Consider the following 24,815-nt stretch of genomic DNA (forward strand, 5'->3'; position numbering starts at 1 on the left):
ATCATTTTATTAACTTTATGGAATTGGCAAGCATCTGGTTATATTGATACAAAATGAATCGATATATTTTACTTGTGACTCGTTTGTATGCTTTGTGACTTGATAGTGAGAAAAACGGACTGAGTACCCATGAAAAACATAGGGTTAACCGGCGAGTTAGTAGATGTGAATACAGGGAGAGAAGTCGTTTATTGGAAAAGTGATTATTAAATGTGAGACGTATCAGCGCCTGTAAAACATGATCCCGACGCTGATTTTTTAGGCTTAGCGTTTCAGTTCAATTTCGAGCAGCCTAATTGGCGTTGCTCCTACATTCCTCACATTGTGAGTGGCAGCAGGTACATAGAGTGTCATTCCTTCCTTAAATTCGATGGTGCGGGTTGGTTTGCTCGCATCATCTGGTACAAGTTCTGCAGTGCCGCCTTCTAAAACATAAACGACCCGGTAAGGGTAATCATGTCCATGCATCCCAGATTCTGAACCTGGCGGATAGGTATGGCGCACGGCCATCACTGCGTCGTTTTCCAGTAGGTGTTCTGTTTTCCCTTTCTCTGCGGCAAAACCAGAGAAGGTGGTCAGAAATAGTGCGGTAACAAGCAAAATTCTCATGGGAACGTCCTTATCATTGTGAGTATTTTTCGACGTTATCTCTGAGCCGGGTAGCAGCCAAATCAATGCGGCTGTTCTTTGAGAAGGCTCCGATGAGAATGAGAAAGGAACAAGAGAAGGAAGCATTTTTGTGTTCTGGCGCGATGATCTGATCTTTTTTCTCTGGTTTGGGTAATGCTAATTGTCGCCAATCATTCCAAAAGGTTTTCCAATGAAAATGCTCACCACTGCCGTTATCACGCTGGCTCTCAGCGCCCCAGCAATAGCAAAAAGTTGTCCAGATATTCTCAACGGCTCGCAGCGAAAGCTTAACTCTAACGAGACAGTCGACCTTTGCGAGACCTTCAAAGGCAAAACCTTGCTGGTGGTGAACACGGCTAGTCAATGCGGATATACGCCGCAGTTTGAGCAATTAGAAGTGCTCTATCAAAAATATAAAGACGAAGGCTTCAGTGTGATTGGTTTTCCGTCCAATGACTTTAACCAAGACAGAGGCAACGAAGAGCGTTCCGCGAAAGTCTGTTACCTCGATTATGGCGTGACGTTTCCGATGATGGCGAGAAGCCCTGTAAAAGGAAGCAACGCCAACCCAGTGTTTGCAGAAATCAGTAAGCAGGCAGGGGTGGAACCGAGATGGAATTTCTACAAGTACCTTATCAGCGCAAAGGGTGAAGTGGTTGCCACGTTTCCTAGTTCAGTGACACCAGTGTCGCCCAAACTGATGGCTTTAGTAGAATCCCAAATCAGCCAAAGATAGTGTGGAGGAAAATTCCGCCTATCTAGGTCTTTGTAAAGTAAATTCCCATTGATGAAAGTTAAGGCAGCAAGCCTGACTTTATAGGCGTTGTTTTGCGGTCACATTGTGGAGAGAAATAGTAACAGTTCGAAACATCTTTATGGCTTGTCATGAAAGATTTTTCTGCTAGCCATTCGGGAAATTTCTGTTTGGTCATATTTTGAACGCAAAAAGAGTAAAAAAAGTGCCGTCGCAATCTTGGATTCATATTTCTGTAATATTTAATTCATAGCATCCACTTCGAACTGAAATCATTACTATCAGGAAGTGAGTTATGAGCATCCAGTCTGATGCGCTACAAGGACCTCAGTCCGCGAATCCAAAACGTGCAATGCAATGGGCAACACTCATTGGTATGTTGTATCTTCTGCTGGTTTCCGTATCTATGATCGGCAGTGGCTTCAAATGGGCTGTAGGTGAGCAGGCAAAAGAGCTTTTCGAGTTTGCCTCTAACCCTGTTGCAGGTTTGATGATTGGTATCGTCGGTACCGCTCTCATTCAATCTTCAAGTACAGTCACCGCGATTATCGTTGGTCTTGTTGCTGGTGGTCTGCCAGTTGCAATGGCAATCCCAATGGTGATGGGCGCAAACATCGGTACCACGGTTACGAACACCCTGGTGAGTTTGGGTCACGCACGCTGCAAAGATGAATTCCGTCGCGCATTTGCTTGCGCCACCGTACACGACTTCTTCAACCTGTTTGCGGTAGCGATTTTCCTTCCTCTGGAAATGATGACTGGCTTCCTGGCGAAAATCTCCGCTTGGCTGGTATCCCCACTGATGCAAGCTGACAACCTCAGCCTGAAAGGCCTGAACTTCATCAAGCCTTTGACTAAGCCGGTTGTGAGTGGTGCTAAGTCAGTCTTCGAAATCTTCCCTGGTTCGTTTGGCGGTGTAGCGCTGGTTCTGTTCGGTATTCTTCTGGTGGTTGTTTCTATCACTGTGATGGGCAAACTGATGAAGAAACTGATGGTAGGTAAAGCGCGTGAAGTACTGAACGGCGCAATCGGCCGTGGTCCAATTCACAGCATCGCGTCGGGTACGCTGGTGACCATTCTGGTTCAGTCTTCTTCAACAACGACAAGCCTTGTGGTTCCACTGGTGGGTACTAACGTACTGAGCGTGCGTCAGGTTTATCCATTCACCTTGGGTGCGAACATTGGTACTTGTATTACCGCACTGCTGGCAGCAACCGCGGTAACGGGTGGCAACGCAGTATTCGCTCTGCAGATTGCACTGGTTCACCTGTCATTCAACGTGCTGGGTATTCTGGTTATCTTCGGTATTCCGTTCCTGCGTGAACTGCCGCTGAAAGCAGCAGAACTACTGGCCGACTACGCGGCGAAAACCAAACTGGCTGTAGTGGCCTACCTGACCGCAGTGTTTGTTGTGCTGCCAGGCTTGGTACTGTCAGTGTCATAATCGACGGCTTACTGAATAACGAAAGCCCGACCATTTGGTCGTGCTTTTTGCTTTCTGGCTTTCTGCGATGTGGCTATTGGTTTAGTCTTCCATAGCTATCAGTGAGTCGCAGACTACTCAGTTTGAGCGTGGTGGCGACTGACAGAGTGACTGTGATGAAAATGGCCACCATAATCACCAGTTGATATTTCACCGCCAGCAAAGGCTCTGTACCACCCAGAATTTGCCCTGTCATCATTCCGGGTAGGCTGACAATACCTAAAGTGCTCATGGCAGCCAATGGCGGTCTCAGGGCGGCAGAAAACGCTTCTTTCAGAAATGGCTTACCCGGCTCTTTCGCGCCAAGGGCAACATAAAACTGATATTCCGCGTGGCGCTGTTTCATGCTGGAATGCAAACGCTCAATCGCCAATACATTGGCAGACAGCATATTGCCGAGCAACATCCCCGCCACAGGGATTAGGTACTGTGCCTGCCACCACGGAGAAGTTTGAATCACCCCGACCATCAACAGTGGCAGCACAACGCCAAGGGAAACCAATTGCCCGCTCAGCACGGCGGGCAACATTTTGCGCCATGGTGTGTCGGATTGTTTGCAGATAGTCCAGCTTGCCACCAGTATCATCACCAGAAGCCAAGCCGTGTTAAGCCAGAAGCTGGCAAAGTTAAACAGGGTTTGAAGATAAAGGCCAACCAGCGCGAGCTGCAAGGTCATCCTTACCACAGAAGTGATCAGGCTTTTGCTGAGCCCTAATCGCCAGCGTTGAAAAAGCAGTAGTGGGATCAGAAAAACACAGTAAAGGCCAGCCAGCGCCCAAGCGCTTATGTCGAGCGCGCCATTCATGATGCGACTCCCATATCAAATTCGACATCTGCTGCTGCAATCCAAACTGGGTCGTGGGAGACCGAGACTGCAACAATGTCTTTAGCCTTCAATAGTGACATCACGATATCGCGGCTATTGCCATCTAGCGCTGACGTGGGTTCATCCATTAGCCAGATTGGGCGTTCCAATAGAAGTGCGCGAGCGATGGCAAGGCGCTGTTTTTCGCCACCTGAGAGTGAGGAAATCTCGGCGCTGAGTGCATGCTGGAGCGAGAGCGATCTCAGCACTTCATGGCATTTAGCGGGATCTGGCTTGCTCAGTGTGGCCGCCTGCATTGACCAAGGCAGCATCAGCACCGCTTCGATAGTGTCACCACCCATGACCGGATCCTGTGGCAGGTAATTAACCTGCGTGCGCCACCAGGACAGTGATTCCAGAGTAACGCTCTTTGAGTCCCATTGAATACTTCCTTCTGAAGCAGGCAACAATCCACAAATCACTTTGAGCAGGCTGCTTTTGCCACAGCCTGAAGGGCCGTGTATCACCAGATGTTGGCCATGTGAGAGAGAGATATCCAGCGGAGATACGCTCCGGCTTTCAAAGCCAGAGCGCAGTGCGGAAAGTGTGAGGGAGTTTGCGGTCATTGACCACCCACATAAGCTTGAAGTCCTTCCAGCGTTTCAGCGGGAATAGGGCAGCTTTTCCCCGTGTTGAAATCGCAATACACGATGAGCGCTTCTCCTTCTGCGACACAGCGTTGTTGGCTATGGCTGTGGATCTCATATTTCATGGTGTAGCGCTTTTCCTGAATGTTCTCTACCCAGGAAACCGTGGTGATAGTATCTGGGTAAACCAGTGGCGCACGGTAATCGCACCGTGTTGAAGCGACGACAGGGCCAATGTTGTGGCTTTTGACGAAGTCGAACACTTTGAGTTCTTCAAGCATGACGACGCGAACATCCTCAAAGTAGCGGAAATATACGGTGTTGTTGATGTGTTGCAGGGCGTCCATGTCGTTCCAGACGATGGCTTGTGTTTGTGAGAGCGGGTATTCCTTTAAGTCTACGTTGGCCACTTTGTGGTCCTCCTTTTTTGTTGTGCTTTGATTGCACAACAAGACGTCAGTGCAAACAAGCCTGACGTAAGGAATGGGCTGAGTAATGTGACATTAGGCTAATGAGTTAGAAGGAGTAGAGAAGATCAGAACTGGACTTTGCCGCGAAGTGATTTGGTCTTCCCGCGTTGGGTTTTACTATCCACGCGCTTTCTTTGCGAAGACTTGGTCGGCTTGGTAGCTCGGCGCGCTTTTTGCACAATAGCGACACTTTTGATCAGTTCCTGAAGACGCTGCAGTGCATCTTCACGATTCTTCTCTTGTGTTCTGAACTGCTGAGCTTTGATCACGATGACACCGTCTTTGGTCAGGCGACTGTCTTTCAGTGCCAGCAAACGTTCTTTATAGAACTCTGGCAGCGACGATGCCTGCACATCAAAGCGAAGATGCACAGCTGAGGAGACTTTGTTTACGTTTTGGCCGCCAGCACCTTGCGCGCGGATATACGAGATATCAATCTCGTCGTCAGGGATAGAAACGTTATGAGAAATAAACAACATACATATATTACTTACTGGCAGAGAGCCCGATACTATAGCGAAACGCTGTTACTCTGCATACTCCAAGAGATACTCAATAAAAAGCCGCGTTCTCAGAGACAGATTCTTTCTGGATGGATAAAGCAGGTGACAGCAAATGTCCCGCTCGTACCATTCAGGCAAAATATGAACTACTTCTCCTGTTTTTACTTTTTCGACCATCGCCCTTTCTCGCTGAAACCCGACGGCCTTGCCATCAAGAATGATCTCCCTCATAAGAGTCGGTGAGTTGGTTTTGTCAAAAATTTCAGGTTGCAGCGAGATATTACAAAAACCATTGGAAAGAGGAATGACATTATTAGGTGCCAAAGCACCATAAAGTATCCAAGGAAAAGAAGAAATATTATCAATGGTTGGTGTTTGACCCATTTCGTTGATGAGTGCTGGTGAACAGTACAGGCCAATCTTATCCGGAAACAAGGGCCTGGCTATGTAGCCTTCTTCTTCAATGTGGGACACGCGAAGTGCCAGATCGATCCCTTCTTTGACGATATCAATTTTGTCGAAAGAGAGAATGTAGTCTAGCTGTATTTGAGGGTGTAGCTTTTTGAAAATATAAATCTTTGGAAGAAGCCAGGTTGTAGCAAAGTCATGGGGTGCTGTGATCCTTATGGTTCCTTCCGGTTTGTTGTGATTGAGACTTGATTCCGCTTCTGTCAATCCTTGTGCGATGGCTTTTGCGGACGGATATAGCGCATGCCCATCTACCGTCAGGGACAACTGTCGTGTTGTTCTTTGAATGAGGCGGACACCCAAAGAAGTTTCCAGCTTTAGTATTTGCTCACTGACAGCGGAGCGGTTAACACGTAGGTGTTTTGCAGCAGCAGAGAAGCTACCTTGGTCTGCCACTGTTGCGAATATCGTGAGTCCTTTCAGGTACTGCAGTTTCATAACATCCCTATTGTTCGAACTTTCCGAACAAGCTATCCCTAAAATATCCTCTATTTAAGGTTCAGTTTGTTCTTTATCCTTGTCGCCACTTTTTTGGAAACTTCCTTGTTTTCAAAAAGGCGCAAGCTCTTTATTCAAGATTCTTCTGCTTTGTTTCTCTTTGCGATGCCGAGACTCCACTACTAACCCATCTCGGCATTGTTGTTTGAGAGCATGTAAATTTTTACTCTCAGTTTTTCTATCCATATAAATGATACGCCCTTTGCTAGGGCGCTTTTTTTGTGTCTACTAGATTGCGGTTGACTGAGAGATTTGCAACGACGATACCCGTCACGATAAAACCTATTCCCAGCCAGTGATAACTCTCCAACCTTTCACCAAGAAATAGCATCGAAAAAATCAGCCCAAATACCGGAATCAAATGCATGAATTGCCCAGTGGTTGCTGCTCCCATTCTCTGTACTGCTGCATTCCAACAAAAAAAGGCGATACCGGATGCGAAAATACCGGTGTAGAGAGAGATAGCCAAACTTTCCTTAGTCATTGGCATGGGTTCGAACAACAGCGATTCGCCAAGATAAAACGGCAGTAGCATCATGTTGCCGAGAAAGACGGTGTAACCCAGCATAGGTAAGCCCTTGAGTGATTCAGGGAGTTTTTGCACCAGTACGGAATAGGTCGCCCAAACCAGAATTGCGAACAGGGCGATAAGCTCACTGTTGCCGATAGAGAAATCAGTCACCAGTTGACCTTTGGTGATAATGAGCAGCACGCCAATGGCGGACACGGAAATAGCGAAAGTCTGCTTTATGGTCGTGAGTTGGCGAAAGAGCAGAAACTGCACCAAAAGAATCCACAACGGTGAGGAAGATTGCAGGATCACCACGTTGGTCGATAGGGTGTTTTCCAATGCAATGTATACCAGTGTGTTATAACCCGCGACACCGAAGAGCGCCAAAAGCACCATCAACGATGCATTGGCTTTGAACAACGGCCATTGTTCACGCATTGGGCGCAACACAAACGGAGCCAGAACCAGCGAGGCAACCGTCCAGCGCCAGAAGGCGAGACCAATTGGCGGAATGGATTCGTTGACCAGCTTTGCCAGTGTAATGTTACCAGCCCAACTTATCGTCGCGATAACGGCGAGCAGAATAGGCAGCCAGGCCAGCGGTGAGCTTTGTTGATTACTTGCCATGTGCATGTGCTCAAAATCCCTCTGAGTCATTCAGTTAGTCAGCTTGTTAACCAACATGCAACAACTCAGCGTCAGCAATGTGCCTTTACTCACTGTGTCAGGTTGTTCAATGGGTTGGATATTTTGTTAAAATAAGCGCTGATCTTTTTGCCAGAGGGTAGTTATTTCCGCTGGCTTGTTACTCGGAGAGAACCATGAATTGGTATATCGGCGTGTTGAAACAATACGCGAACTTCAAAGGCCGCGCGCGCCGCAAAGAATATTGGATGTTTTTGGCGTTCAACATGCTGTTCACTTTTGCTCTTGCATTTGTGGATCAGGCATTGGGCACATTTAACCCTGATATCGGTATTGGCACGGCGGGAACCGTGTATGCGATTGCGGTATTTATTCCGACATTGGCGGTTACAGTGCGTCGTCTGCATGACACGGATCGTGTGGGCTGGTGGGCATTGATTGGTATCTTGCCGTTTGGTGTGATTGCATTGCTGGTGCTGAATGCCTTCGATGGCACCAAAGGCAGCAACCGTTTTGGTCCAGACCCTAAGTCGGGCGAACGCACTGACACAACCAATACCGGTACGTTAAGCGGTTAATCGATTGATTGTTCATAGACAAAGCGCCTGCATCCTGCAGGCGCTTTTGTTTTCTACGTTTCTCTCTCCCCAATCTTTTCATTTTCTGCAATGTCGCAAACAGCTCAATCGACGTACGCGATACCGCAAATCACCCTAGGTAATCTGGTTTCTGCTAATAAACCACAATCACCGATATGAAGGTGCCATTCATGGATATTGGCTTTATCGGGTTGGGCAAATTGGGAGAGCCCGTTGCTCAGCGTATTTTGACTTGGTGTCAAACCCACGGCTGTCGCTTGTATGTGTTTGATGCGACTCAGCGGGAAGCAATGGCAAGGCTCAAAGCCTCGGGTGCGAGAGAAGGGGTCAACACCGCTTCTATTGCTGAGCGATGTACGATTTTGTTCAGCCTGTTGCCGGGGCCGGAAGATGTGATGGCTGAAGGGCTGGGAGAGAACGGCATTCTCCACAATGCTGAAGGGTTGGATATCTGGTTTGAATTGAGTCCTTTTCAGAATGTCCGTTGGGACGCCCTTCGGGAAAAAGCCCCACCGGATTTGGTTTTGGTGGATGCGCCTGTTAGTGGGGATTTGTCTTTGGCGAAATCTGGCCAGCTTAGTATGGCGTTGGAAGGTGCTCAGCCAATCCTGCAGCGTTATCAGGATTTGCTCAGCACCTTTGTCTCGCGATGCAAAGTGACAGAGATAACAAAGACGAGCCCTTCATTTTTTAAGCTACCAGATAGCTAAAGATGAGACCTTTTTTCTCGATATAGCTAAGAAGATTACGGCGGCTTTTGCTTTCTTTCTCTATATTGAGTGGCTTGTCTTGGAACTGGCCATGTTACGCTTTTGCCCCAATGTTCGATTAGTCATTTTTGCAGGTTGAATAAATAAGGTCACGCGCCAAAAAATGTTTTTGGAGAGCTTTAACTCTCTCCCTGTTCAATTAAGCCCATCTTAACAGGGGTGTTAGTTCTGCATTTGTTGGATCGGTGAGCATACACCGACCTAGTAGCAACACACCTTGTCCTCAGGCCCTCTGGTCTTATGTCCAGATGGCAATTTTCTCTATCCGTTCTCCTTCATAGATGAAGCAGGGCGTTTCAAAAGGTAATGCTATGACAGAGCCTACGACAACAGTAAACAAAAATGATGACGACCTATACAACACGGACTATCAGGTAGGTCAGGACAACGTGAACTTCCTGGGGTTAGATTTCCATAACCCCGTCTTCCCTATCTCCGCTATCATGGTGGTGGTATTTGTGCTGGGTGTGCTGATATTCCGCGACCAGGCAGCCGACTTCTTCGGTTGGCTTCGCCCCGCCATTACCCAATCCTTCGACTGGTTCTTCGTGATTTCAGCCAACCTTTTTCTCATCTTCTGTTTAGTGCTGGCAATCCTACCTGTCGGAAAAATTCGATTGGGTGGCGAAGAAGCAACGCCGGATTACTCGTACCCAGCATGGTTCGCAATGCTCTTCTCGGCTGGCGTAGGCATCGGCCTGATGTTCTACGGTGTGCTAGAGCCAATGAACCACACTCTAACACCTCCTTTGGGGTTAGAAGCGGGTTCTGATGACGCACGAAGCATTGGTACTGCGGCTGCGATATTCCACTGGGGTTTCCATGCGTGGGCAATCTACGCCGTTGTCGGTCTGGCACTGGCATTCTTCCACTACAACAAAGATCTCCCGCTAACGTTGCGTTCAGCGTTTTATCCGCTGCTTGGCGATCGTGTTTGGGGTCTGTGGGGACACATCATCGATATCATGGCGGTATTGGCGACCTTGTTCGGTTTGGCAACGTCCCTCGGTATCGGCGCAAACCAGATTGCTGCAGGCCTTAACTACCTGTTCGGTATCGATTCAGGCATTGAAACCAAGTCCATCCTGATTCTGGCCATCACCATTGCTGCTCTCGTATCGGTATATCGTGGTATGGATGGCGGCGTGAAGCGCTTAAGTGAAATCAATATGGTGATGGCAGCCATGCTGATGGTATTCGTGATGGTGGTGGGTCCAACGGCACTTATCTTCTCGGGCATTGTCAGCAACACGGTTGATTACCTCAGCTGGTTGCCTGCGTTGTCTAACTGGGTGGGCCGTGAAGATTCTGGCTTCTACCACGGTTGGACGACTTTCTACTGGGCGTGGTGGGTATCCTGGTCACCATTCGTTGGTATGTTCATCGCGCGTGTATCACGCGGCCGTACCGTTCGTGAGTTCATTTTGGCTGTGCTGATTGCGCCAACTATCGTATGTATTGTCTGGATGACCACTTTTGGTACAACCGCGCTGGACCAAATGGATGGCGGTTACATGGGTGTGGTTAACCTGATTACCAATGGTAACTGGCAGCCTGAGCTTTCTATCTACAAGATGTTTGAAGCTTTACCGTTCACTGCAGTGATCAGCTTCTTCGGCATGGTGCTGACCATCATCTTCTTCGTGACTTCGTCAGATTCCGGTTCACTGGTTATCGATACGATCACGGCGGGTGGCAAGATTGATGCGCCGGTTTCGCAGCGTATCTTCTGGTGTACCATCGAAGGCCTGGCGGCAATTGCCCTTCTAATGGGCGGCGGCTTAGGTGCGCTCCAAGCGGCAACTATCTCTACCGGTCTGCCGTTTGCGGTATTCCTGCTGGTGATGTGCGTGAGTCTTTACATAGGGCTTTCGCGAGAGCTGCGAAGAAAGCAGTTTGCATAATATCGATAAATGAAAAAGAAACCCGCCTGATGCGGGTTTCTTTTTACGTATCTTTGCTTTCTAGGCACAGGTCCAGTTTAGCTGGATTTTCTCTCTGCGAGAGAAGAGATCAACATGGCCGGTAATAATCGCTTTCTGTATCTCAAGCTTCTCGTCGTCATCCGCTTCACACTGAATGGTGAGTGCTGTTTCTTCCTCATTCACGGCAAATTTGGTGGTGCCGACAGGAAATTTCACTTCGCCATACTTTTCATCCCAGTCAGCCGATACCTTTCTTGCAAAGTGCCGACAAAGCGTAACGAGGTACTTTGCGGCATGTTCAGATTCAATTTCTGTCATCGCCTTTTTCATACGTGTCTCCGAAAAAATGAGGCGGAAGCAAGACGCTTTCCGCCCTCAAGAGTGAAAAAGTTAGAATTGGTAAGATGCAGACAACTTGACGTTGCGGCCTGGCTCATAGTCATCAAATGTCGCGCCGCGGCCTTCGCCTGAACGTGAGGCGTGTGATACGTATAGTTCGTCAAAGACATTATCGATACCGAAGGTCACTGTTAGCGAATCCACTGAAGATGGTGTCCATTGCGCGTAAAGGTTATGAACGTTGTAACCGTCTTTGATAGGTTGGCCATCTTGCACGTTGTCCTCGTCTTCCACAAAGAAGCTTGTCCAACCGAATAGAGTTTCAATGTCACTGGAGTAGTAATTCAACGCCAGTACAATGGTGTCACCTGTGTCCATGCTGCGGCCATTACCTGCGAGAACAGGACCGCCTGTGGTGACGTTTTCGATGTCTGAGCGTGAATAAGAGAGCTTGCCTGAGAAGGTTTTGTAGGCGTAGGTTGAACTAATTTCAAAGCCTTCCAGCTCAACATCGCCAATATTCTCAATCAGATAATTGTCATCTGTGCGGCTATATGACTCTGCGATGTAGTCGTTGATTTTGGTTTGGAATACAGTGGCATTCGCACCAAACTGATGTGCACCATGTTGGGTTGCGAATCGGAAACCACCTTGGGTGTTGCTGCCTGTTTCGGGTTTAATATCGTCTGCCAGGTATGTCACATCCTGATAGCGAATATAGGATTCCAGTAGTTCAGGACCTTTGAACAGTGAGCGTGTGTTCGCAAAGAGTGTCCAATCTTCTGAAACAGCCCATTCGGCCCCCAATGACCATGTGATGTCGTCGTAATCTGTATCACTGGTTTCTGCTTTACGCTGGTAATCGTCATAACGAAGTCCTGCCGCTAAGGTGATGGAATCAGTGACTGCTATGTTGTCCTCTACAAAGATGGCAGTAGAGATGGTGGTTTCATCCATGAACTGTTCACCACCGTATGAGCTGGTGGTATTACGGTCGATGTAATCAGTGCCGTAAGTGAGGGTATTTTCGAGCCCTGCCAGTTTAAAGTCTGACTGGAATTGAATGTTCAGGCCGAGGTTATGGTTGTCTGCTTTGTTACGTGAAGTACGGTTTGGACGCCATTGAGGTGCGAGTACAGACTCATCACGGTCTATCTCAGTCTTGCTGCTATAAAGAGCGACCTTGCCATTGTGCGCCTCACCGGAGAGTTTGTAACTCAGGGTTATAGTGTCACGATCGTATTTGGTTGGAACCAGGGAGTCACCGGAGAAGATCTGGTTGGCATCGCCGGACATGTCAGGGCGTACACTGTAGTCACCTTCATCACGATAGGCGTCATAGGCAAATTGCAGGCGCTGTTCGTCATTAATCTGGTAGCCAACTTTAAATAGGCCATTGAGAACGTCACCTTCAGAGCCAAAAGTCTCCTCGCCATTACCGTCTTCAAAGTTGTCTCTACTGACGAGGTGGGTGTACAGCATCATATCGATGTGCTCGGTAAGCAAACCGTAAGCTGTCAACGAACCCTGCTGACTCTTGTTGGAGGCCAAACCACCGTGGACACGTAAACCGTAGTTTTCGTCGTAACGAAGCAAATCCAACGCATCTTTGGTTTCAAAATAGACCGAGCCACCGAGACCATTTTGAACAACAGAGTTGTTTCCGACTTGAATGTCGGCAGATTTCAGAATGTCGGGGTTAAGCGTTAAGTTACCGATGTGGTGGAACATGTTGGCGTGCTGAGACGCGCCATCCAAACGAATATCCAAATCATCCTCACCGAGACCACGAATATTGATACGTTGGTTAACGGAATGGGTTCCACCCACATCAACCCCCGGGATTTCGCGCAGAAGGTCAGACATATGGTCAGCTTGCTTTAAAGCGAAATCGTCAGACAGCAGTTGCTCAGAGTTACTGGTAACGCGGGTACCCCAAACCACCATTTCTTCTTCGGCCAGTGTTTCGGCTAAGACAGGTGTGCTGAGTGCAGCCATAACGGCTGACGCAAGGGCTGTGGGTTTGAAAGCGGCAGTGATCTTCAATTCCATGACAATGACATCCAAATACAAATGATAATGATTCGCAGGTATGGTATGGTTTTGCACTCGAGTGATGAAGTGCGATCACTTATGCGAAATCGCCTAGCTGTTATGAGGAAAGGTCAAAGATGGAACCGGGTCGTCGTCCTCGTCAGAAACCTACGAAAGTTGCGTTAGCTGAAAAAATTGAGCTGACAGAGAAACAAATGATTGTTTCCAAAAATCGTGGTCAATCTAAGGCGCTATTGGAAGGAAACTTCGTTGCTTACGAGTATGGTGATGGCATCGCCATGCATGGTGGCACAAGCATGGAGCTGCATGATTCTAATATTGTCTCCTCGGCTCCCTCTTCATTAATTCTGACCTTGCTTCTCGAGGGACAACTCAGCTTTGGATACGACGAACTGCAATTTGAATTAGACGCCAATGTGACGCCCAAAGCGGTGTTGGTTAATTTGGCTCGTCCTGCTCATTTTCGTCGCGCTATTCGCAAAGGAAACCCGGTGAGAAAGATCAATGTGATGTTCAAGCCAGATTGGGTCAGAGAGCGCGCTGATAAACACAGTGAAATGCTTCGCCTGCTTTCCACGCATCAGGCACACATGAAGATCCATGTGAATGAGAAGGTGTTGACCATCGCCAATCAGCTGGTCGAAGCTGGCACGCCGGAAACTTTTGGGGAAAAGCTGGCAGTAGAAAGTTTGATACATCAACTTGCCTTGCATGTGCTGAGCGAGCTAGAAATGTCTGAGATGCAGACAGGTGAGAGTGCAGTGCCTGAGACTGTAAGGCGGCTCGATCCTACAGTGGAAAACATTGTGGGGCATATTGAGACGCAGTTGCAGCAATCGTTAACGCTGGAAAGCCTGGCGAGCGAGTTCGCAATCAGCGTGTCCAAGCTACAGCGTCTATTTAAAGCAAACCTCGATCTGACTGTTCAAGGCTATGTTCGCCAGCGTCGCTTGGAAATCGCGCGCCAGCAACTAGAGAGGGGGTTGGTTGGGATTACTGAAGCGGCGTATGAGGCTGGGTACCAACATCCTTCCAATTTCACCGCAGCATTTAGACGTGAATTTGGTGTGTCCCCCAAGGCGCTGCTCAGTAAAAAGTGAGGGCGCGTTCGCCCTCAGTAGTAAAGACACATTCGCTTGCCGTTGGCTTCGACAATAGTAAATGGCGTGTCGTAGATGTTTTCCAAAACCGCTTCTTGAATCACTTCATCAACCACAGCATTGGTGGCGATTTTGCCTTGCTTCATCGCGATGATGTTGTCGGCATAACAGGCTGCAAAGTTGATGTCGTGGATGACGATAACTACGGCCTTCCCCATTTCGTGCGCCAAACGTTGAATTGTTCGCATGATGCTCAATGAATGGCGGATATCAAGGTTATTCAAAGGCTCATCAAGGAACACATAGTCTGTGTCCTGCGCGATCACCATGGCAATAAACGCCAGCTGCCGTTGACCTCCGCTTAGCTCATCAAGATAACGGTTTTCCAATGACTTCAAATCCAGATAATCAATGGCTTTATCGATGACTTTATTGTCTTCGGTGGTCAGGTTTCCCTTTGAGTAGGGAAAACGACCGAACGAGACTAATTCGCGTACGGTAAAGCGCATAGTGATTGAGTTCGCCTGACGAAGCACGGCAAGACGTTTTGCCAGCTCACCGGTATCCCATTCGGCGATGGCTTTACCATCTATCACCACGTGGCCACCATCGGGAGTGACGAGGCGACTGGCCATAGAAAGCAGGGTGCTTTTTCCCGCGCCATTTGGACCTATGATGGCGGTCACTTTACCCTTCTCGAATTCGCCGCAGGCTTCATCTACGACGCGTTGTTTACCAAAAGCTTTGGTCAGGTTTTTTAAGGTGATCATGTTAAACAACTCGGTTCTTCAGCAGCATCCAGAGGAAGTAGAGTCCTCCAGCGAAATTCACGACAACACTTAGCGTGGTATCAAACTTAAACAGGTTTTCTACCACCCATTGGCCGACCAACAAGGTGCAAATGGACATCAACGAACATCCCACCAGTAAAATGCGGTGCTCATAGGAGCGGAACAGTTCTCGGGTCAGGTTTGTAACTAACAGGCCAAAGAACATGACAGGGCCAATCAATGCAGTCGACATGGCGATGAGGACAGCGGAGAGAATCAGCGCTTTACGTGTGGTTTTCTGCACATCAACACCCAGACTGATGGCGTTGTCCTTATCCAGCCAGAACACATCTAACGTCCGGTGCATGCGGTAAAGAAGGAAGCTGGCGACCAGCAAGAGTGGCAGGCACAAATACACCAACTCAATCTTGATGTTGTTAAAGCTCGCAAACATCTTGCTTTGCACCACCAGAAACTCGTTCGGATCCATCAGCATGGTGAAAAACGAAGCGGTGCTTGAAAATACCTGCCCGAGGATCAGGCCAATTAAGAGCAACACAATCAGGTTGCGGCCTTCCTTGCCAAAGTAGAAGCCAAACAACAGTAGCGAGAACCCCACCATCACGGTCACAGCAATGGCGAAGTTAATGTAGGTGTTGATCAGGAAAAAGCTGAAGCCCCCAAACACAGCAACCAGTAGTGTCTGTGTCAGCACATACAGGGAATCAAACCCCATGATGCTTGGTGTGAGAATGCGGTTATGGGTGATGGTTTGGAATACCAACGACGACTGGGCAACCGCAATGCCCGCCAGTACCATTGCCAGCACTTTCGGGACACGACGAGACAGGAAATACCCATAGTTCGTGGCCGTGAGTCCAATGCAGATAAACAGAGCAGAAAAGACAAGGGCTGTGATAGCCATTGCCCACATTTTTTTGGTATCAGACATTTTTTGGCCCTTTGGTAATGAGATAGATAAAGGCCAATCCACCCAAAATACTCACCAGCATAGAAACCGGAATTTCGTACGGGAAGATGATTAAGCGGCTGACAATGTCGCAGGCAAGTACCAAAAGCGCGCCGACAATCGCCACGCGGGAAATGTTCTTGCGAAGGTTGTCGCCATAGAAAATGCTGACAAGGTTAGGCACCAACAAACCAATAAAGGGTAGGGCGCCCACAATCATCACAACACTCGCCGAAAGAATGGAAACCAGCATCACGCCAATCACTAACACCTGTCGGTAACTCAGGCCAAGACCAACCGCAAAATCACGTCCCATGCCGACAGCGGAAATCCGGGCGGCGTAGGCATAAGTGAAGGCTGCAATCGGCAGGGCGATATAGAGAAGCTCATAATCCCCTTTCAAAATGCTGGCAAAGTTGGCGACTGTCCAACTGCTTAGCATTTGTAGGGCATCATACTTATAGGCGAGGAACGTGGCGCATGAGCTGATGATACTGCCGTAGATAATGCCAATTAGCGGTACAAATACAGCGTTACGGAATTGGATGCGTTGGATAAGGGTAACAAACAACAAGGTGCCAAAAATGGAAACGGAAAAAATCAGCCAGAGTTGATTACCATTGCCGAAAAACACAAGGCTAAGCATATAGCCGAGCATGGCACATTCAATGGTGCCTGTAGTGGAAGGCGCAGCAAACCGGTTTTGGCTGATTTGCTGCATCACCAGACCTGCAATGCTCAAGCCTGCACCGGCGAGCACGATGGACAGCAAACGGGGAAGGCGGCTGGTGAAGAGAAGTTCGAGCGCTTGGCTATCTCCTGCCAACAAAAGGGCAGGAGACAACTCGCTGACACCGACAAATAGGGATGCCAGACTCAGCAAGCCCAGAAGAAACAATAGCTTTAACAAGGTATACCTCAGTTTCTTAGGGTCAACAGACCCTAGGGCTGTCGCTTATAGATCAACGCTGTTTTTGATGTCAGAAATCATTTGCTCGGTCGCAGTGATGCCTGACATAGACAGGTACCAAGCATTCAAGTCGAGATAGGTCATCTTGTTGTTCTGGTATGCCTGTGTCGCTTTGATCAGGTCGTTATCAAACTGCTCGCGGGTTTCGCTTTCAGCAGGATTGATCAGAGTGTCACGGTCAATGACCAGAAGGGTTTTAGGGTCAGACTCGCGAATAAATTCAAACGAGATCATATCGCCGTGGTTTGACGCTTTGATGCCTTTTACAGACTCGTTAAAACCAAAATCTGTGTAGATAGCAGAAAAGCGAGAATCAGCACCGAACGAAGAGAGCTTGCCACCAGCACTCATGATGGTGAGGGCATCGACACCATTTGTCTGGTTGTAACTGTTAATGGCTTTGAACTCTTTATCCATGGCTGCGATTTTTTCTTCAACCAGCTCTTCTTTGCCAAACACTTTACCCAAGTTGCGCCATTGCTCTTGAGTCGCGTTCCAATAACCTTTTGAACTGTCTGCGGCAAATACAACGGTGGGCGCAATTTTTGATAGCTCGTCGAAGCTTGGTGAACTGCGTGGGCCGACAATGATGATGTCTGGGTTCTGGTTGTAGATTTCCTCGAAGTTTGGCTCAAACAGGCTACCCACGTTGGCGTACTTGTCGTCTTTGTATTTTTCTAGGTAAGCAGGAACCTGTGGAAGGGTTTTGGATACCGCAACAGGGTCAATACCCAGTGCATTGATTGCATCTAGCGATCCCAGACCAATGACAACTACGCGCTCTGGTACGCCTTGAATTTCAGTTTTTCCCATACGGTGTTCAATAACAACCGATTCTGTAGCCATTGCTGAGGTGGTCACTAGAGAAAGCAATGCAGCCTGGAATAAGGTTTTCATTTATTGCTCCTTTTCATAAATGAAAATGGTTATCAAAATCGTTCGCAATATACATTTGAGTTCATTCTGATTCAACTGGATATATTGAAAAGGCGCGATTTCAGGATTCAAAGCATTGAAAGTTGCGAGGGTTGCGGTTTTTTGGAGGCATTGAGTAATGACGAACTGAGGCTCTCTGAAGGTTGAGTTTGAAGAGTTTCATTAAAGTTTGTGACTTTTTATGGCTGAGAAATACGCCTCAAAAATGACAATCACTACGTAAATAAAGTGTGGAACAACATTTCTGTGTAGTGAGTTCACCTACGAAGGAAAAGCTTTTGGTAGTTTAAACCCGCGTTTAAAAAGCAATACCCAAGCTACCTGTAGTTGGCCTCGGTATCTCTGAGTTTCAGGTTGTTTGGGTATAGTCATGGCTGTACAACAAAAATTCGAATAAGCCTAAGAGAAGTAAGGATATACTCGAATGAAATGGCTGTTTGCCGCGTTTTGGAATTACGCGAAGTTTTCAGGCAGGGCTAGACGACGAGAGTTTTGGGGATTCTTCCTCATTCAAAATATAGTGTTGGCTCTCTGCGTCGGGATTGATGTTGCTGAGGTTGGGGTGCATGCGTTCCAGCTAACGGACTTTTACGCTGCACCACTTTGGTTTGCTATTACCCTGATCCCCTTGATTACTGTGACCGTTAGACGCCTTCATGACATCAACAAGTCAGGTTGGTGGTGGTTGGTTGTTGTCGTGCCTGTTGTGGGTCCTTTGGTGTTTCTGGTGTTTACCTTGTTACGTGGCACCAAAGGAAGCAACCGTTATGGTTGCGACCCTATCGGTATATTTAGTAGCGGAATCTAACCGAATCCCTTCAGGAAAACTGAAGGGATTTTGTCATTAGTGCTTCAACTGCCTTGTTGGCAGAGTCTAAAGCGCCTTCCAGATACCCGCCATAAGCGCGGGAGGCTTCGGTTCCAGCAAAGAAAATGTTTGGGTGATTCTCATCTTGTTGGGTAAAGCCATACAAACCATGCATCACAGCCATGTCATCGTTCGTGGCCGTGTACTTTTCCTGAAACCAATCCACATACTGAATTGAAATCGGGTTTGCCGCATCTGGCCCAAACAACCTGACAAGTTGCTGTTGAATGAGTTTTTTCAATGTCTCATCGCCTGCGGTTTTCCGCGCTGCGGCGTTAATACCCATAAAGCCCATGATTGCGCCATATACGGGCTGACCATTTAACTCCGGCGAAGCATCATGGATTTCTACTAAAGGCCCTACATTGCTTGAAGCTGAACCCGAAAACCCATTGTCGCGCCAGAAAGGTTTGTCATAGATAAATACGGCTTTAGCATGCGCTGCCATCCAGGTTTCTGTGCCGTCAAAAGTATTCATCAGAGCAGGGCTCAATGACGGATTAAAACTCACTGTGCGTGCAATCAATCTCAGTGGCATCGCGAAAATAATGTTTTGTGTTTGCAGCATTCTGGTCTCCCCCGACCTCTCATAGCTCAGGGTGTAAGTGCCATTGTTCAGTGAAACTTCTGTCAGCTTGCTGCTTGCAATCCGTTTTTCCGCTGGAAGCTTTTCCAGTAAGCCTTCGACCATTGCTTGCATTCCGCCTTCAAGGCGATAGGTGTCAGGCATAATGTCATACCCAACATTGATTGCCTGTGGCGGCGCGCCCCGGGCTTTTTCGACAAGATAGTGCCCGTCACCATGTTGCTTATAGCTGGGAATGTTGAGCGCTTCGGCTAATCCAGAAATTCGCGGGTTTATGTTCGGCCAGAACCAGGAGGGACCCAGATCGACTCTGGCTGCCTGTGAGCCTGGTGATGCAGAAACGATACGCCCACCAAAGCGCTCGCGTGCTTCCAATAGTAGGTAATCCTGATGTTGCTGTTCGAGCAAATAAGCTGCATACAGCCCGCTTAAACCACCGCCTGCTATCACGGTTTGAGGGTGCCTGTTCATCTTCTACCTCCCTGATCAAAACACTTCGCTGTAGGGTCTAATATCTATTTCCTGCGTCCAGGCGCTGGCAGACTGCTTGGTCAGGCTAAGATAAACACTCGCCGCATCAGCCGGCTGGATAGCGGTCTCGCGTCGAAGGGCAGGGAAACGCTCACGACTTTTGGGAGACCACAAAATACCATCAACGACAACATGGGAAACATGGATGCGTTGTGGTTGGAATTCTCTGGCCAGGGATTGAGTAAGTCCGCGCAGTGCGAATTTTGCAGATGAAAATGCGCTGAAGTTTTTACTTCCGCGGATACCTGCTGTTGCTCCAGTGACAAGTAGTGTGCCACCACCTTGTTTAATCATCATTGGAATGACAGCCTGGGCGATGTTGAAAACACTCATTACTGACGCTCGCCAAGTTTCCTCAAAGCGCGTCGCTGTCGTTGAGAAGAAGCGCTCGATAGTCAGCATGGCAGTATTGCAAATCACGACTTCTGGGGTGCCATAGAGTGCATCAATCTGTGCAAATGCACGGCTGATTTCATTTGCATCTGTTGTGTCTGCAATGATCATCCCATTTGAACGGCTGATGGTGACTACTTGGAAACCATCGCTTTCGAAAGTGTTTTTAATCGCCTCACCCAGCCCCTCGCCGTAACCGGCGATCACTGCTAGGGGTTTTCCTTTTGATTTACCCATCGAAACCTCCGTGAATAACGCGCTAATTCATCAAATGCTAACGTGTGAAGATCTTGGGTCGAGGCATGATTGATTCAGCGCTACAGTAGATTTTCTTTACTGTCCAAAAGCGTTGGCAGAAAAAAGCAGTCAGAGAAGTTGTTTTGTTGAATATGGTTTTCTTCAGATTCTTCGATCATGTTGGTGTTTATACTCTTGAGGTTAGATGCACATTACTTAATTGTGGGTAGGGGTCTTCCAAGATTATTGATTTAAAATATTGCAAATAGTCAAGATTTATTAATATGCAAAGTGAATAAATTCTCATTAAAGAGTCATCTTGGTGGGGTGATGAATTGGAATTTAAATAAGAACTAAAAAAGAACTAGTGTTGAATTGTACCGATGGAGCATGAACTTTAGTGATGATAAATGAAGAAAATGATGATTTTGATTGAGATACCTATAACATATTGATTAATTGTTATTAATAATCACAAATAGTTACCGGGAGATGCTTTTGAATTATCAGTTTTCATTTATTAGTGATTGTTGATAAATGTATTCTAATAACTATGAATTAAATAAGTATGAGAAATGGTGGATTGTGTTTTCTGTTAATCCCTCTATAGTTTAACCCGCTGCCTTTAGCGGGTGGTCGATAAGCTTGCTTCTTTAGCCCAGTTTGACATGTGTTTGTATATCCATGATAAAAAATATTTTTGTGTATAACGCAATAATGAATTCGTGTTATGAATTTGGTTTTTGAGGCTTCAATATTGACACTCTCCCTGTGGTTGGAATGAACTTTGAACAAAGTTAGTTAATGGTGCTTGTATGGGATTTTAGTATTAGTCCCCCAATTTATTGGCGTGTTTACCTATAACGAAATGAGTGCTGGCAACTTTCGAAACGAATGTTTGGTTCGATACTAAACTAAGCAAATATAACATTCAATTTATTAGACCGAGCTAGAGTTTTCATTTTTGGTATTAGGTAAAAGCGCGATTTTTGTTGGCAAAGAGTGGAAGCATGAAGTGTTTTGGGAGCAATTGAGGATAGATGATGGATGCATCGAAAAAGAGGTCCTTTAGAGGCAAGGTAAACAGAATTGCATACCTTAATGGCATAAGAGCGTTTGAAGCTGCCGCGAGGCATCACAGCTTTGCAGGTGCTGCGCAAGAACTTAATGTGACACCTGCTGCGGTGGGACAGCAAGTCAGGCAACTTGAAGACTGGCTTGATATCAGATTGTTTAATCGTGCGACCTCGGGTTCAACGAGGTTAACTCTGACAGAAGAAGCATTACGCGCTTTCCCCGATATTCACCGTGGTTTTGATTTAATCACCCGTGGTCTGAGTAATCTCTTCGATGAGCCGGAAGAAAACACCATCACGATTTCGGCCAGTCCTTCCATTGCCTCGAAATGGCTGCTCTCCCGTATCAATGCTTTCCAGTTAGAAAAGGAAGATTGCGATATTCAGGTCGAAACTGATGTCGCTTTGGTGGACTATGCCGAAAGGGGCATCGATATTGGTGTACGTTACGGGTTGGGGCAATGGGATGGATTATGTGCCCAGCTCTTAATGTTCGAAGATATTTTCCCCGTGTGTACGCCAGAATTTGCCAAAAAATATGGACTTGAGCGATCACCACCTGATGAATTTGAGGGTATTCCTCTTTTACATGATTATTCGGTTCCGGCTAGCAGTGGGTATCCCTCGTGGCAGGAATGGTCGGATAATGTTGGAGCGCCACTGCCAGCGAAGTTACATGGTCTGAAAATCAATGACTTCGCCAGTGTTATTGAGTTAGCTCGCCGAGGAAATGGTCTCGCTTTAGGGCGTAGTAGACTGATTGAGGATGAATTGGCTTCAGGTGAGTTAATTTGTCCTTTTGATCGTGACTCATATCAGTTTCGCTCTCGCTTTTGCTATTTTCTGGTTTGGAAAAATGAAGAGGGTGATAACGACAGAAAGTTTAGGTCCTTCAGGGACTGGTTGCTTTCTTCTGTGAGCGAATAAAAACTAAAAAAGGGCCGTTTATTAAACGGCCCTTTTATTGGTTATTTCTCTGGTAGCTGAAACGTTAGGTTAAACGGTACTGCAACGTTCAATAGTTTGGGGACTTTTAGCGATTCGTCCCTTTTGCTTCTTGCAAAAACATACTCTCCCATGGTGGTATTTTGGTTGAGCATGATATTCCTGCGTTTTTGCCAGTCCAGCTTCACGCACATGGTAGGTGATGATCCAAGGGGCGGGTAATCATGGCACAGGTAAACGTTTGTTCCACTTGACAGTTCATAGAGTTTTCGAATGGAGTTGTACAAATCCTGTGCGCTACCGCCGGGGAAGTCCACTCTTGACGTCCCTTTATCTGGTGCGAAAAGTGTGTCACCGACGAACACGTTGTCGTCGATTTTGTAAGTGACACAGGCTGGAGTGTGGCCAGGCGTTTCAATGACTTCGATCACTTTGGACCCAAAATGAATTTTTGAGGTTCCATTGACCAGAAAATCAAAGTTCGCCAGATTGTTCAAGCCGAACTTGCTTTTCCACTGATTAAACACTTCTCGTATCCGGTGGCTAATGACGGTTTTTGCGCCTGTGGCAGCCTTCACATACTGGGATGCCGATAGATGGTCTGCATGGATATGTGTATCTAGGACGTAACGCAGTTCAAGCCCTTTTCTCTTGATGTAATCGAGTACGTGATCGATGTGTGAATGCGATATATCGCCATTGTTGTAGTCAAGAACCGGGTCAATGATGAGAGCTAGGCCACTGTCAGAGACCACATACGTCAGTGAGCCGGTCTCAGCATGAAAGAATGGTTGTACTTTCATGGCGCACCTCCTTCAGCTTGCAGAAAAGCAAGCGCGCTCTGACATGGTTTGTCTCCAACCGATTAGGTTGGTGAGTTCCGCTGGGACTTCAATACCCGCAAATTCGGCAAATGCCAGACCGTAGAACAAGGTGATATCAGCCATCGAGAATGTATCTGCAGCCACGTACAAGTGGTGCTCCAGATGTTGATTGAAGTACGAAAAACCGGCTAGTGCACGTTGCTTCTGATGATTGCCCCATTCACTGCACTGATAAGTTTCGAGTGCAGGACCCAAACCTGCTGTAGCATGGTGGAAGTAGGCACCCACAGCATCCATTACCATGGACTCCGCACGGCGCTGCATCATGTGAATCATGCCACGCTCAAGTGGGGTTTTACCTGTGAGAGATGGCCCGTCAAACAACGCATCAATGTACTCGGTAATAGCGGTAGACTCTGAAAGATATTCACCTTCCAGCGTACGAAGTACAGGTACTGTTCCCAAAGGGTTTATGGCGTAAAACGCTTCGGTTCGGTGTTCAAGGTTCATAACGTCAACCTCGATAAACTCTACCTGATTCAAAGATCCTTTTTCAGCCAACGCTGCTCGAATGCGTGCAGGGTTCGGGAAACCCGTAGTTTCGTATAACGCGATTTTGCTTTCCGAAGACATGACTTTTCCTTATCCGGTTTTCCGGCTGTTGTTTTTTATGAATATGTTGAGCAGAAGGGTTAAACGCGTACTTCGCCTGCACCAATTTTTCTGTAGATCACCGCGCCGCTATTGGTAGCGACCGTGACAGGCGTGTTAGCGGGGAAGCGCATCCAAGAGTGATGTTCATACTGAGTACCATTGATGGTTGCACTGCCAGAGAGAACAAAGTATTCAATGACCTTGTCGAAGGTTTCTTCTGTGGATTGATAACCCGCTTTTAGCTGATTTAAGGAGGTTTCTTCGAGGTCCGAATTCCAAAGCGGCAGTGTTTTGTGGAGCTCAGACACTGATGTCCAATCAGCTTCGTTGGTGTTGAGATAGAAGTAGTCCGGTTCGGTCGAAGGCACTTGAGAAAGTTTCACGAAGATCTCACAACCTTCCTTGGTAAAAGGGGCGTGAGTTGAGCCAACCGGGTTGCGCACATACCAGCCTTTGGTGAAGTCGCCATTTTGGTCAGAGAATGTGCCTTCCAGCACAATGTATTCCTCACCACCCGGGTGACTGTGTGGTTTGAACGAGCTTCCTGGTGCATAGCGGACACAAGAGGTAGCGCGTCGGGCAATTTCATCGCCTCGGCGTTCAAACATCATGCGTTTTACGCCGACCATAGGTGTGTCTGAGAAAGGTAGTGAGCCACCTTTTATTGTGATTGGCGTAGAAAGATCCACATTCCATTCAATGTATTCCTGACTGGCTGTTTTGGTGTCCGTTGTCATGCTGTCACTCCTTGTTCGTGATTTTTTGCCAGTCTAAGGTGGCGATACGAATGGGACGAGGCACAAAAATTTGTAGGGTGGGAAAGTTTTGTTTGTTCAGTGGGAGCTAAAGCAAT

26 protein-coding genes are annotated in these 24,815 nt (G+C 47.5%); 8 read left to right on the forward strand and 18 right to left on the reverse strand.

Going from position 1 to position 24,815, the window contains the following annotated elements; all coding sequences use genetic code 11:
• Positions 1-264 precede the first annotated feature (264 nt).
• A complete protein-coding gene (locus tag QL223_RS00880; protein ID WP_002538319.1) occupies positions 265-609 on the reverse strand; it encodes a cupin domain-containing protein in 345 nt (114 codons plus the stop codon).
• Positions 610-820: 211 nt separating this feature from the next.
• On the opposite strand from QL223_RS00880, the gene QL223_RS00885 reads away from it, so the two are divergent.
• Positions 821-1,366, forward strand: coding sequence for a glutathione peroxidase (locus tag QL223_RS00885; RefSeq protein ID WP_002538320.1), 546 nt, complete (start codon positions 821-823; stop codon positions 1,364-1,366).
• Between the two features lie 313 nt (positions 1,367-1,679).
• Positions 1,680-2,828, forward strand: a complete 1,149-nt coding sequence (locus QL223_RS00890) for a Na/Pi symporter (RefSeq protein ID WP_002538322.1) — start codon at positions 1,680-1,682, stop codon at positions 2,826-2,828.
• Between the two features lie 73 nt (positions 2,829-2,901).
• On the opposite strand, the gene QL223_RS00895 is transcribed toward QL223_RS00890, so the two are convergent.
• The 6 genes from QL223_RS00895 to QL223_RS00920 all read right to left on the reverse strand — a co-directional run bounded on the left by QL223_RS00895 (position 2,902) and on the right by QL223_RS00920 (position 7,396).
• Complete coding sequence (locus QL223_RS00895; protein WP_281543572.1) at positions 2,902-3,672, reverse strand: ABC transporter permease; 771 nt, start codon at positions 3,670-3,672, stop codon at positions 2,902-2,904.
• Positions 3,669-4,298 carry an ABC transporter ATP-binding protein gene (locus tag QL223_RS00900; protein ID WP_281543573.1) on the reverse strand — a complete coding sequence of 210 codons (630 nt, stop codon included), beginning with the start codon at positions 4,296-4,298 and terminating at the stop codon, positions 3,669-3,671. The genes QL223_RS00895 and QL223_RS00900 overlap by 4 nt, the downstream gene beginning before the upstream one ends.
• On the reverse strand, positions 4,295-4,729 hold the full coding sequence (locus QL223_RS00905) for a thioesterase family protein (RefSeq protein WP_002538325.1): 435 nt from the start codon (positions 4,727-4,729) through the stop codon (positions 4,295-4,297). Before QL223_RS00905 ends, QL223_RS00900 begins: the two co-directional genes overlap by 4 nt.
• A gap of 125 nt (positions 4,730-4,854) precedes the next feature.
• Entirely contained in the window at positions 4,855-5,268 is a 414-nt protein-coding gene (gene arfB, locus QL223_RS00910) for an alternative ribosome rescue aminoacyl-tRNA hydrolase ArfB (protein WP_281543574.1), read from the reverse strand.
• A 48-nt stretch (positions 5,269-5,316) separates the two neighbouring features.
• The gene (locus QL223_RS00915; RefSeq protein ID WP_281543575.1) at positions 5,317-6,198 is read right to left on the reverse strand and encodes a LysR family transcriptional regulator; all 882 of its coding nucleotides are present in this window, start codon (positions 6,196-6,198) and stop codon (positions 5,317-5,319) included.
• A gap of 265 nt (positions 6,199-6,463) precedes the next feature.
• Entirely contained in the window at positions 6,464-7,396 is a 933-nt protein-coding gene (locus QL223_RS00920) for a DMT family transporter (RefSeq protein WP_002538330.1), read from the reverse strand.
• Positions 7,397-7,590: 194 nt separating this feature from the next.
• Between QL223_RS00920 and QL223_RS00925 the strand changes: the two genes are divergently transcribed.
• The 3 genes from QL223_RS00925 to QL223_RS00935 all read left to right on the forward strand — a co-directional run bounded on the left by QL223_RS00925 (position 7,591) and on the right by QL223_RS00935 (position 10,687).
• Entirely contained in the window at positions 7,591-7,992 is a 402-nt protein-coding gene (locus tag QL223_RS00925) for a DUF805 domain-containing protein (protein ID WP_002538331.1), read from the forward strand.
• A 191-nt stretch (positions 7,993-8,183) separates the two neighbouring features.
• Positions 8,184-8,723, forward strand: a complete 540-nt coding sequence (locus QL223_RS00930) for an NAD(P)-binding domain-containing protein (RefSeq protein WP_281543576.1) — start codon at positions 8,184-8,186, stop codon at positions 8,721-8,723.
• 371 nt (positions 8,724-9,094) lie between these two features.
• On the forward strand, positions 9,095-10,687 hold the full coding sequence (locus QL223_RS00935; RefSeq protein WP_281543577.1) for a BCCT family transporter: 1,593 nt from the start codon (positions 9,095-9,097) through the stop codon (positions 10,685-10,687).
• Between the two features lie 60 nt (positions 10,688-10,747).
• Here the strand turns inward: QL223_RS00935 and QL223_RS00940 are convergent, their stop codons facing one another.
• Together QL223_RS00940 and QL223_RS00945 are read right to left on the reverse strand one after the other, a co-directional pair.
• Positions 10,748-11,038, reverse strand: a complete 291-nt coding sequence (locus QL223_RS00940; protein WP_251880551.1) for a DUF2218 domain-containing protein — start codon at positions 11,036-11,038, stop codon at positions 10,748-10,750.
• Positions 11,039-11,098: 60 nt separating this feature from the next.
• The gene (locus QL223_RS00945) at positions 11,099-13,099 is read right to left on the reverse strand and encodes a TonB-dependent siderophore receptor (RefSeq protein WP_281543578.1); all 2,001 of its coding nucleotides are present in this window, start codon (positions 13,097-13,099) and stop codon (positions 11,099-11,101) included.
• 119 nt (positions 13,100-13,218) lie between these two features.
• On the opposite strand from QL223_RS00945, the gene QL223_RS00950 reads away from it, so the two are divergent.
• A complete protein-coding gene (locus tag QL223_RS00950; protein WP_281543579.1) occupies positions 13,219-14,202 on the forward strand; it encodes an AraC family transcriptional regulator in 984 nt (327 codons plus the stop codon).
• Positions 14,203-14,216: 14 nt separating this feature from the next.
• Here the strand turns inward: QL223_RS00950 and vctC are convergent, their stop codons facing one another.
• Genes vctC through QL223_RS00970 form a run of 4 tightly spaced genes read right to left on the reverse strand, consistent with a single transcriptional unit; the run spans position 14,217 to position 17,809 of the window.
• The gene (vctC, locus tag QL223_RS00955) at positions 14,217-14,972 is read right to left on the reverse strand and encodes an iron chelate ABC transporter ATP-binding protein VctC (RefSeq protein WP_281543580.1); all 756 of its coding nucleotides are present in this window, start codon (positions 14,970-14,972) and stop codon (positions 14,217-14,219) included.
• 1 nt (position 14,973) lies between these two features.
• Positions 14,974-15,924, reverse strand: coding sequence for an iron chelate uptake ABC transporter family permease subunit (locus tag QL223_RS00960; RefSeq protein WP_281543581.1), 951 nt, complete (start codon positions 15,922-15,924; stop codon positions 14,974-14,976).
• The gene (locus QL223_RS00965) at positions 15,917-16,852 is read right to left on the reverse strand and encodes an iron chelate uptake ABC transporter family permease subunit (RefSeq protein WP_002538339.1); all 936 of its coding nucleotides are present in this window, start codon (positions 16,850-16,852) and stop codon (positions 15,917-15,919) included. The genes QL223_RS00960 and QL223_RS00965 overlap by 8 nt, the downstream gene beginning before the upstream one ends.
• A gap of 45 nt (positions 16,853-16,897) precedes the next feature.
• Positions 16,898-17,809, reverse strand: coding sequence for a siderophore ABC transporter substrate-binding protein (locus QL223_RS00970; protein WP_002538341.1), 912 nt, complete (start codon positions 17,807-17,809; stop codon positions 16,898-16,900).
• Positions 17,810-18,272: 463 nt separating this feature from the next.
• Here QL223_RS00970 and QL223_RS00975 point away from each other — a divergent pair, with 463 nt between their 5' ends.
• On the forward strand, positions 18,273-18,656 hold the full coding sequence (locus tag QL223_RS00975; protein WP_002538342.1) for a DUF805 domain-containing protein: 384 nt from the start codon (positions 18,273-18,275) through the stop codon (positions 18,654-18,656).
• A 10-nt stretch (positions 18,657-18,666) separates the two neighbouring features.
• Here the strand turns inward: QL223_RS00975 and QL223_RS00980 are convergent, their stop codons facing one another.
• Together QL223_RS00980 and QL223_RS00985 are read right to left on the reverse strand one after the other, a co-directional pair.
• Positions 18,667-19,773: an FAD-dependent oxidoreductase gene (locus QL223_RS00980; protein ID WP_281543582.1), complete on the reverse strand. Its 1,107-nt coding sequence runs from the start codon at positions 19,771-19,773 to the stop codon at positions 18,667-18,669.
• A 15-nt stretch (positions 19,774-19,788) separates the two neighbouring features.
• On the reverse strand, positions 19,789-20,463 hold the full coding sequence (locus QL223_RS00985) for an SDR family NAD(P)-dependent oxidoreductase (protein ID WP_281543583.1): 675 nt from the start codon (positions 20,461-20,463) through the stop codon (positions 19,789-19,791).
• A 1,040-nt stretch (positions 20,464-21,503) separates the two neighbouring features.
• On the opposite strand from QL223_RS00985, the gene QL223_RS00990 reads away from it, so the two are divergent.
• Entirely contained in the window at positions 21,504-22,466 is a 963-nt protein-coding gene (locus QL223_RS00990) for a LysR substrate-binding domain-containing protein (RefSeq protein ID WP_281543584.1), read from the forward strand.
• A 41-nt stretch (positions 22,467-22,507) separates the two neighbouring features.
• On the opposite strand, the gene QL223_RS00995 is transcribed toward QL223_RS00990, so the two are convergent.
• The 3 genes from QL223_RS00995 to QL223_RS01005 are packed head-to-tail and all read right to left on the reverse strand — an operon-like array spanning position 22,508 to position 24,699.
• Complete coding sequence (locus QL223_RS00995) at positions 22,508-23,287, reverse strand: MBL fold metallo-hydrolase (RefSeq protein ID WP_281543585.1); 780 nt, start codon at positions 23,285-23,287, stop codon at positions 22,508-22,510.
• A gap of 12 nt (positions 23,288-23,299) precedes the next feature.
• Complete coding sequence (locus QL223_RS01000; protein ID WP_002538350.1) at positions 23,300-23,941, reverse strand: glutathione S-transferase; 642 nt, start codon at positions 23,939-23,941, stop codon at positions 23,300-23,302.
• 59 nt (positions 23,942-24,000) lie between these two features.
• The gene (locus QL223_RS01005) at positions 24,001-24,699 is read right to left on the reverse strand and encodes a cupin domain-containing protein (RefSeq protein ID WP_281543586.1); all 699 of its coding nucleotides are present in this window, start codon (positions 24,697-24,699) and stop codon (positions 24,001-24,003) included.
• Between the last annotated feature and the right edge of the window lie 116 nt (positions 24,700-24,815).

The sequence above is a fragment of the Grimontia sp. SpTr1 genome (genome assembly GCF_947387585.1).
Lineage (GTDB): Bacteria > Pseudomonadota > Gammaproteobacteria > Enterobacterales > Vibrionaceae > Enterovibrio > Enterovibrio indicus.